This is a genomic window from Rheinheimera sp., assembly GCF_036568245.1.
Taxonomy (GTDB): Bacteria; Pseudomonadota; Gammaproteobacteria; order Enterobacterales; family Alteromonadaceae; genus Alishewanella.
In genome coordinates this window covers 1-4,187 of sequence record NZ_DATCSY010000417.1, presented here as the reverse complement: position 1 = coordinate 4,187, position 4,187 = coordinate 1, and the positions used below count along the sequence as shown (strand labels likewise).

Genomic DNA, 4,187 nt, shown 5'->3' with positions numbered 1-4,187 from the left:
CAAACTGCTGTACACAGTGATACTGCGCCTGGCGCCTGAGTGCCAGCTCCAGCCCGACAAAATGAGTGAAACTGGCATTATGGTTAAGCGCAATCTGCTGCAGAGCCGGATGGTCAGGCTGAATTTTCTGCATTAACAGTGTTGCCAGTAACAGTGGGTGAAACTGCTGGTACAGCTGCTCTGCCAGCAAGTAGCTGTGCGCCAGGGCGTCCTTGTGCTGCTGCTCGTCTTCACCATCATCATTGGTATCTTCGGCCTGTACGGGATAAATATATTCTGCCAGCCATGCAAGTGCCTGATCCACTTCATTGCTCAATTCGACAGGTAAGGTATGGCTGTTGGTATAGGGTAAACGGCCATGCTGCAGGATGTGCGTAAGTGCATTATCAAGCCAGGGCCAGGCACTGGCTGCTGCGGTTTGATGCTGGTGGCGAATTTGTGCCAGCATGGCTTTGCGAAGTGGCACTGCAGTGGTATCGTTTGCCATTCTGGCATCGCACGCCAGGCGGATCAGCACTAACTCAGGTTTCAATGCCTGACCTTGCTGTTGCCACGTATACAAAGTGTGGGTATCGGGACTCTCCAGACTGATAAAGTGGCTGGCGTTTGAGCCAAGTTCTGGTTGCGGTTCAAAACGACCATATTGCCAATGCAACATCACTTGGTTGCGCTCAACACAGTAACCGCACATGGCCTTGCCTCACTTAATGGTTAAACAGGCGGCAGTGTAGTATTGCAGTGCGACATATTATGCCGCGCCCGATCGTTAGCATGTGAAAAAATCACTGAGTAAGGCGGCGATATGATTAAGTTAACTTGTGATAAGCGGCAGTTGCTGTGCTGCGACGCCATGTTGCAGCATGATACTTTTGTTTTGACTCCTGATATCGACACCAGTCAGTGGCTTGTTTACAGCGAGGCAAAATATCTGCTGCTGGAACAGAAGCTACAGGCACTGAATACCCTGGCAGGTGTTGACAGTAACAGCAGGCTTGGCCGCATTCTACTTGGTAGCTGCATTGTGCTTAAGCGACAGGGTAATGGAATTCCCTTAACAGACAGCCTGCTGCAGCTGACAGCTGGGATGCAGTTTATCTGGATGCCGGATTAGTTAAAATGCCAAGCGGCACCTGCTCAGATGCGTTTAGATGGGTGCCAAGACCAACTGGCGGCAAAGCCAGTATTCTGTGGTTAGTTAAAAATATTTCACAAAGCGTAATCGCCGAGCTGAAACAAAAGCAATCGGTAACTTGTATGCGAGCGCGTATACTGCAGTACAAAACATCTTTAGATATGGCAGCGGCAGGACTGGGTTACTAAGGCGGATTACATGTTCAAAAGACTTCTATTACTTTCGCTGCTTTCCCTATCTGCCTGCAGCTCACATGCGCAGCCAACAGTAATGGCCTGGCCGGAATTTAGCTGTAGTGATAATGCTGTAGTTATCACTTTTGTCGACCTGAATGTTTGCACCAAAGCGTCCACTTATAGCAAGGTTGAAGTGCTGGCAGGTGCAACACCTACTATTGTGTTTGAGCAAGGTGATTCAGGTTTTAATGCACTAAGTTATGAACCTGCCGAGAAAGCTCTATCTGGCTTACCTTCACGTATACAGGCAGAGAGCCCCCGGCAAGCGCTAGATGCTGTGTTTTCCTGGCGTGATAGTTCAAATCTGACACCTAAACAGCAGGCATTGCTGCAGGTGTTTGGCATTGAAGCTCAAACCCAGCTTATGCAGTTTACCAATGGCAATATGGACAGCTTATGTGCGGTTAAACGAAGGTGCTGCGGATAACACCATTTTTATGATCGTGGGCAATAGCAGCAACGTCTACCGTGTAATTGGTAACTTTAGTTCAGCTAATGTGCAGCAGTGGCTTAGCTTGCTCAACGTTAATTAGCTACGACCCCTTTTTTACAGGCACTGGTGTCGGCGAACGTAGTACAGTTGCACCCGGCCGGGCGCGAAGTAAAAGTGCAGTTGGATGCGGCAGCCCTGCAGCAAGGGCGCGATTTTATTGCCGCGCTGGAAGCACAGTGGGATCAACGCTTACAGGCATTAAAGCAGTTTGCCGAGCAGTAAGCTATGCCTGAACAAAGCACGGCATTAACGCTGTGCTTTATTGTAGGCAACCAGCGCATTGGCATGGCCGTGGCCAAGGCCATGCTCAGTTTTTAAAAACGTCACCTGTTGCATATGTGGCAGGTCTTGTACCGTGCTGAGTAAATCCAGCCAGTGTTGTACCGGCTGGCCATAGGTTTTTTCTATCGATGGAAAATACGACGCTGGCCCTTTTACTGAGTTCGCTGTTGCCATGTTATTGCTCCGGTTATGTGTTTATTTGCAAAGCATAGTCGGTTAAGCGCCGGCCCATTCGACATGCGCGGCGTATTTCTGTGCATCAAAGATGGCAGTGATTTTGCTGTAACGAACACCCGGTAAGTTGATACAGCTATTTTAACCATTATGCGCTACCGTCGTGTTCGACCACCAGTATGCGCGCTTCGCCACGGGGATGGGCCACATGCTCGGTACCGACAGCGGCAAAAAAGATATCGCCCGCGCCAAGCTCGGCCGTTTCTTCAATACCATTGTGCCGGTAATGCATATCGACAACGCCATCCAGCACGACAAACACCTCTTCACCGTCGTTAACGTGCCAGCGATAAGGCTGATTCGTCCAGTGCAGCTTAGTGGTAATACCCTGCATATTGGCAATAAGCTGTGAGCCCCAGGCCCGGGGCGCGGTAAAGTCTTTGCTTCTTATTACTTGCATGGGTTGTGCACTCCAAACTATTAACGGAAATGCTTCTGGTATTCACCTGGGGTGCAACCAAAGGCTTTATTAAACATGCGGATAAGGTTGCGTGGGTCTTTTACGCCAACCTGCTGGCTGATGTGTTTTAGGCTGTAGCCATCGCATAGCAATAAGCTGCGGGCTTTATCCAGCCTCAGCTGCTGCAGGTATTGCATTGGCGACATCGCAAACCGGCTTTGAAATACCCGCCTGAACTGGCGTTCACTTAATGCTGTCTGGGCCGCCATATCGACAACGCTGACAGGTTGCGCCAGATTATCCAGCAACCAGCTTTGCAGCCGGGTAAAGCGCTGCTCAGCACTGTGTTGTATTTTCAGCGGGCTGGCATATTGTGATTGCTTGCCGCTGCGGCGCAGGTACATGACCAGCTCTTGCGCGATTGCCTGCGCTATCGCCACACCTAGATCCTGCTCTATAACTGCCAGACAAAGATCAATACCCGCTGTCATACCGCCTGACGAGTAGAACTTATCGGCCATTACATACAGCTCAGTCGCGTTAACCTGTACCTTGGGGTAGCGCTGTTGCAGATCTTTAGCGAACCGCCAGTGGGTGGCAAGCGGCTTGCCGTCCAGCAAACCACTGTGTGCCAGCATGTAAGCACCGGTACAAATAGACAGCAGCTTTTGTGCACTGCCGGCGCACTGCTGCAGCCAGGCCATAAAGGCTGCATCTGCTGCTAAAAGCCTGGCACCGGCGCCACCGGGCAGCACCAGATAGTCAATCGCCAGGCAATCCTGTAGCGTATATTCGGCACTCAGTTGTAAACCGTTCTCAGCTTTTACCGCTGTAGTGGTTTGTCCGATGGTAAACAGCCGGTAAAACGGTCGCCGTCCGGTTGACTTAAGAGTTTGATTAACCTGACCAAAACAATCGACTGCCGCTGCAAGATCCAGTGCCTGGATCTCTGGGTAAATTAACACGCCAACGTTTATCATATTGCGCCCGAGTGAATAACCAAGGCTGCACTGTAACAAAAATAGCGCTGGCCGGAAGGACATTTAATTCGCAATTCCGGCCATTGCCGGTGTCGCAAACATGACGCTGGTTTTTGCGGTTAAATTCACGCTGACAGTTTGGGCATTGCCACATTTCAGGTCTCATCCAAAGTGATGCTTTCCCATGTTTGCGCCATGAGCTTCTTCGTCGGCCCCCAGCGGTAACCGCCCAAAGCCCCACTTTGTTGTATCACCCGATGACACGGGATCAGCAGCGCAACCGGGTTGGCGCCAATGGCGTTACCTACCGCTCTTGCGGCTTTAGGGGCCCCGAGCGACTTGGCAACCTGGGCATAGCTGGCTAAAGCGCCGGCAGGGATCTTGAGCAGAGCCCGCCACACCGCCAGCTGAAAATTGGTCCCTGCCACAT

The 4,187-nt window shown here is 51.1% G+C and carries 8 protein-coding genes; 3 read left to right on the top strand and 5 right to left on the bottom strand.

Annotated features, from left to right (window positions below):
* Window positions 1-691 (bottom strand): hypothetical protein (locus VIN66_RS18770; RefSeq protein WP_331925405.1); only part of this gene is annotated, 691 nt, incomplete at its 3' end.
* Window positions 692-802: 111 nt separating this feature from the next.
* Between VIN66_RS18770 and VIN66_RS18765 the strand changes: the two genes are divergently transcribed.
* The 3 genes from VIN66_RS18765 (at window position 803) to VIN66_RS18755 (ending at window position 2,083) form a co-directional block, all read left to right on the top strand.
* Complete coding sequence (locus tag VIN66_RS18765) at window positions 803-1,111, top strand: hypothetical protein (protein WP_331925404.1); 309 nt, start codon at window positions 803-805, stop codon at window positions 1,109-1,111.
* Window positions 1,112-1,402: 291 nt separating this feature from the next.
* The gene (locus VIN66_RS18760) at window positions 1,403-1,795 is read left to right on the top strand and encodes a hypothetical protein (protein ID WP_331925403.1); all 393 of its coding nucleotides are present in this window, start codon (window positions 1,403-1,405) and stop codon (window positions 1,793-1,795) included.
* 132 nt (window positions 1,796-1,927) lie between these two features.
* The gene (locus VIN66_RS18755; protein ID WP_331925402.1) at window positions 1,928-2,083 is read left to right on the top strand and encodes a hypothetical protein; all 156 of its coding nucleotides are present in this window, start codon (window positions 1,928-1,930) and stop codon (window positions 2,081-2,083) included.
* A 24-nt stretch (window positions 2,084-2,107) separates the two neighbouring features.
* Here VIN66_RS18755 and VIN66_RS18750 read toward each other — a convergent pair whose 3' ends face one another.
* The 4 genes from VIN66_RS18750 to VIN66_RS18735 form a co-directional block, all read right to left on the bottom strand.
* Window positions 2,108-2,317: a DUF4287 domain-containing protein gene (locus tag VIN66_RS18750; protein ID WP_331925401.1), complete on the bottom strand. Its 210-nt coding sequence runs from the start codon at window positions 2,315-2,317 to the stop codon at window positions 2,108-2,110.
* 148 nt (window positions 2,318-2,465) lie between these two features.
* Window positions 2,466-2,777, bottom strand: coding sequence for a hypothetical protein (locus VIN66_RS18745; RefSeq protein WP_331925400.1), 312 nt, complete (start codon window positions 2,775-2,777; stop codon window positions 2,466-2,468).
* Between the two features lie 20 nt (window positions 2,778-2,797).
* The gene (locus tag VIN66_RS18740) at window positions 2,798-3,757 is read right to left on the bottom strand and encodes a GlxA family transcriptional regulator (RefSeq protein ID WP_331925399.1); all 960 of its coding nucleotides are present in this window, start codon (window positions 3,755-3,757) and stop codon (window positions 2,798-2,800) included.
* 155 nt (window positions 3,758-3,912) lie between these two features.
* Window positions 3,913-4,187, bottom strand: a 275-nt coding sequence (locus VIN66_RS18735) for a methylated-DNA--[protein]-cysteine S-methyltransferase (protein WP_331925398.1), incomplete at its 5' end; no start/stop codon positions are given.

Coding starts and splice junctions, on each gene's coding strand:
- VIN66_RS18765 (WP_331925404.1), top strand. CDS start 803: ATGATTAAGTTAACTTGTGATAAGCGGCAGTTGCTGTGCTGCGACGCC.
- VIN66_RS18760 (WP_331925403.1), top strand. CDS start 1,403: ATGGCCTGGCCGGAATTTAGCTGTAGTGATAATGCTGTAGTTATCACT.
- VIN66_RS18750 (WP_331925401.1), bottom strand. CDS start 2,317: ATGGCAACAGCGAACTCAGTAAAAGGGCCAGCGTCGTATTTTCCATCG.
- VIN66_RS18745 (WP_331925400.1), bottom strand. CDS start 2,777: ATGCAAGTAATAAGAAGCAAAGACTTTACCGCGCCCCGGGCCTGGGGC.
- VIN66_RS18740 (WP_331925399.1), bottom strand. CDS start 3,757: ATGATAAACGTTGGCGTGTTAATTTACCCAGAGATCCAGGCACTGGAT.